Raw genomic sequence first — 2,828 nt, 5'->3', positions numbered from 1 at the left:
CGCGGCGGGGGGGAGCCGGTCCCGCCCGCGCTTCAACAAGCCCTGCGTCGCGCGGTGCAGCGCGGGGCCACCTTGGCGTCGATATGCTCGGGCGCCTTTGTGCTGGCCGCCGCCGGCTTGCTCGACGGGCGCCGTGCCGCCACCCATTGGCGCTACGCCCAGGCGCTGGCGCAGCGCTACCCAGCCATCGACGTGGATGCCCAGGTGCTGTACGTGCAGGATGGGCGCATCTTTACCTCGGCGGGCAGCGCGGCGGGCCTCGACCTGATGCTGCATCTGGTGCGCTGCGATTTTGGCGTGCAGGCGGCCAACAGCGTGGCGCGGCGCCTGGTGGTTGCTGCGCACCGCAGCGGTGGGCAGGCGCAGTTCATCGAGCAGCCGCTCGTGGCCGATACATCGGGCAAGCTGGCGCAGCTGCTGGACCAGGTACGCGCCGATCTGCGGCGGGACTGGACGGTGGCCGCGATGGCCGAGGTGTTGGCAATGAGCCGGCGCACCTTTTTGCGCCGTTTCACGGCAGGCACCGGCATGGCGCCCAGTGCCTGGCTGGCACAGGCGCGGATGGAGGAAGTGCGGCGTTTGCTGGAGAGCACCAACCTGCGTGTGGAGCAGATTGCCGACCAGGCAGGCTACCGCAGCGTGCAGGTGCTGCGCGACCAGTTCAAGCGCAGCCTGGGGGTGTCCCCCAGGGCATACCGCGCATCATTCACCGCGCCCTAGCGCCCCAGCCCGCCGCTACAGCGAGCCGGGCAGGGAGCGGGTCTCAGCGCCCGTGCAGCTGCACCGCCTGGCTGGCAGCCAGCGCAGCGATATCGTCGCTGCTGTAGCCCAGCTCCTGCAGCACCTCGGCGGTGTGCTCGCCATACTGCGGCGCGCCGCGCCGCGTGACGCCATTGCCGTGCGAGAACTTGATCGGCAGGCCCAGCGCCTGCACCTGGCCGGCGACGGGGTGGTCGACCTCGATCACCATGTCGCGCGCCAGGGTCTGCGGGTCTTCCAGCATGTCCTTGATCTTGCGCACCGGGCCGGCAGGCACGCCGGCCTGCTCGAACTTCTCGACCCAGTAGTCGGTCGTGTTGCTGCGCATGGCCTCGGTGATGATCGAGATCAGCAGATCTCGGTGGGCCATGCGTTCGCGGTTGCTGGCAAAGCGCTCGTCTTCGAGCAGGTGCTCGAGCTGCAGCACGCGCGTCATGCCGACCCAGGTGGCCTGGCTCACCGCGCCGATATTGATCCAGCCGTCCTGCGTCGGTATCGCCTGGTAGGGCGCGGCCACCGGGTGGGCCGAGCCCATGGGGCCGGCCGACTCACCGGTGGCAAAGGCCATCGCCACCTGCCAGTAGGTGTGGACCAGCGAGGCCTCGTACAGCGAGGTGTCGACATACTGGCCTTCGCCAGTGCGCAGCCGCTCGATGTAGGCGGCCAGCACGCCGGTCGAGGCCAGGATGCCGGCGGTCACATCACCAATCGGCACGCCGACCTTGACGGGCGGGCGGCCCGGGCCTTCGCCAGTCAGGCTCATGATGCCGGACATGCCCTGCGCAATCAGGTCATAGCCTGCGCGCTTGGCATAGGGGCCGTTGAGGCCAAAGCCGGTGATCTTGCAGTAGATCAGGCCGGGGTTGCTGGCGTGCAGCACGTCATAGCCCAGGCCGAGTTTTTCCATCGTGCCGGGGCGGAAGTTCTCGATCACTACATCGGCCTTGTCGATCAGGCGGCGCACCACCTGCAGGCCATCGGGGTGCTTGAGGTCGACCGCAATACCGCGCTTGTTGCGGTTGACGATCATGAAGGTGGCGGACTCGCCCTGGATCTCGGGCGGGATCGCGCGGCGGGTGTCGTCGCCGCCGGGCAGGCGCTCGACCTTGACCACCTCGGCGCCCATATCGGCCAGCAGCAAGCCGCCAACAGGCCCTGCCATGACATTGGTGAGCTCAACAACAACAAGGCCCGACAGCGGGCCTTTGCGCGGGGAAGGGGAGGGCTGCATGAACGCTGTTACTTTCCTGTGAATACCGGCTTGCGCTTGTCCAAAAAGGCGCGGTAGCCTTCGATGAAATCCTGCGTGTCAAAGCAGGCGTAGCCCTCTTGCTGGTCGGCATCCGTCAAGGGTGTACCGCTTTGCAGCCGGGCGATGAATTTCTTGTGCCAGCGCGCTGACAGCGGCGCCAGATTGCTGATGCGGGCGATGGTCTGGGCCAGCTCCTCGTCCCAGGCAGCTTGGGGCACTACGCGGGTCACCAGGCCTTTGCCGAGGGCCTCTTGGGCATCGAGCAGGCGGCCTTCAAGCAGCAGCTCCAGTGCCACCTGGGGGCCTGCGACATGCAGCAGTGCCTCGAGCTCCGGGTAGGCGAGCACACCACCGAGGCGGCCGATGGGGATGCCAAAGCGGGCGTCATCACTGGCCAGGCGCAGGTCGCAGCAGGCGGCCAGCTCCAGCCCGCCGCCCACACAGGCGCCACGGATCGCTGCCAAGGTGGGAATGGGGCAGTGGCGCAGCAGGGCCATGGCCCGGTGCGCCTGCTGGGCAAAGGCGATGCCCTTTTCCTTGGACGAGCGCAGCGATTCGAACTCGTCGATATCAGCGCCGCTGCCAAAGGCCTGGGTGCCTGCGCCGCGCAGCACGATGCAGCGCAGATCGCTGTCTTGCACCAGCGCGTCCAGTTGCTCGGCCAGGCTGACCCACATCTGGTGGCTGATCGCGTTGCGTTTGGCCACGTTGTCGATCCACAAGGTGGCGACATGGCTGTCGCGGCTAAGGGTGATCTGTCCACTCATGGGCTGGCTTTGTCAAAGGGTGATGGAAAAAGGCGCGCCAGTCAGCGCGC

3 protein-coding genes are annotated in these 2,828 nt (G+C 67.6%); 1 reads left to right on the top strand and 2 read right to left on the bottom strand.

Going from position 1 to position 2,828, the window contains the following annotated elements; translation table 11 throughout:
• Positions 1-720, top strand: a 720-nt coding sequence (locus tag H928_RS26710) for a helix-turn-helix domain-containing protein (protein WP_043339244.1), incomplete at its 5' end; no start/stop codon positions are given.
• A gap of 43 nt (positions 721-763) precedes the next feature.
• Here H928_RS26710 and H928_RS0107815 read toward each other — a convergent pair.
• Both H928_RS0107815 and H928_RS0107810 read right to left on the bottom strand, forming a co-directional pair.
• Positions 764-1,990 (bottom strand): CaiB/BaiF CoA-transferase family protein, encoded by a 1,227-nt coding sequence (locus H928_RS0107815; protein ID WP_021025979.1) that lies wholly within the window; start codon positions 1,988-1,990, stop codon positions 764-766.
• 8 nt (positions 1,991-1,998) lie between these two features.
• The gene (locus H928_RS0107810) at positions 1,999-2,778 is read right to left on the bottom strand and encodes an enoyl-CoA hydratase-related protein (RefSeq protein WP_021025978.1); all 780 of its coding nucleotides are present in this window, start codon (positions 2,776-2,778) and stop codon (positions 1,999-2,001) included.
• Between the last annotated feature and the right edge of the window lie 50 nt (positions 2,779-2,828).

Source organism: Comamonas sp. B-9 (assembly GCF_000410635.1).
In the GTDB taxonomy this organism is placed as follows: domain Bacteria; phylum Pseudomonadota; class Gammaproteobacteria; order Burkholderiales; family Burkholderiaceae_C; genus Comamonas.
The sequence above is the reverse complement of the archived record's forward strand: the minus strand, read 5'-3'. Positions and strand labels throughout refer to the sequence as shown.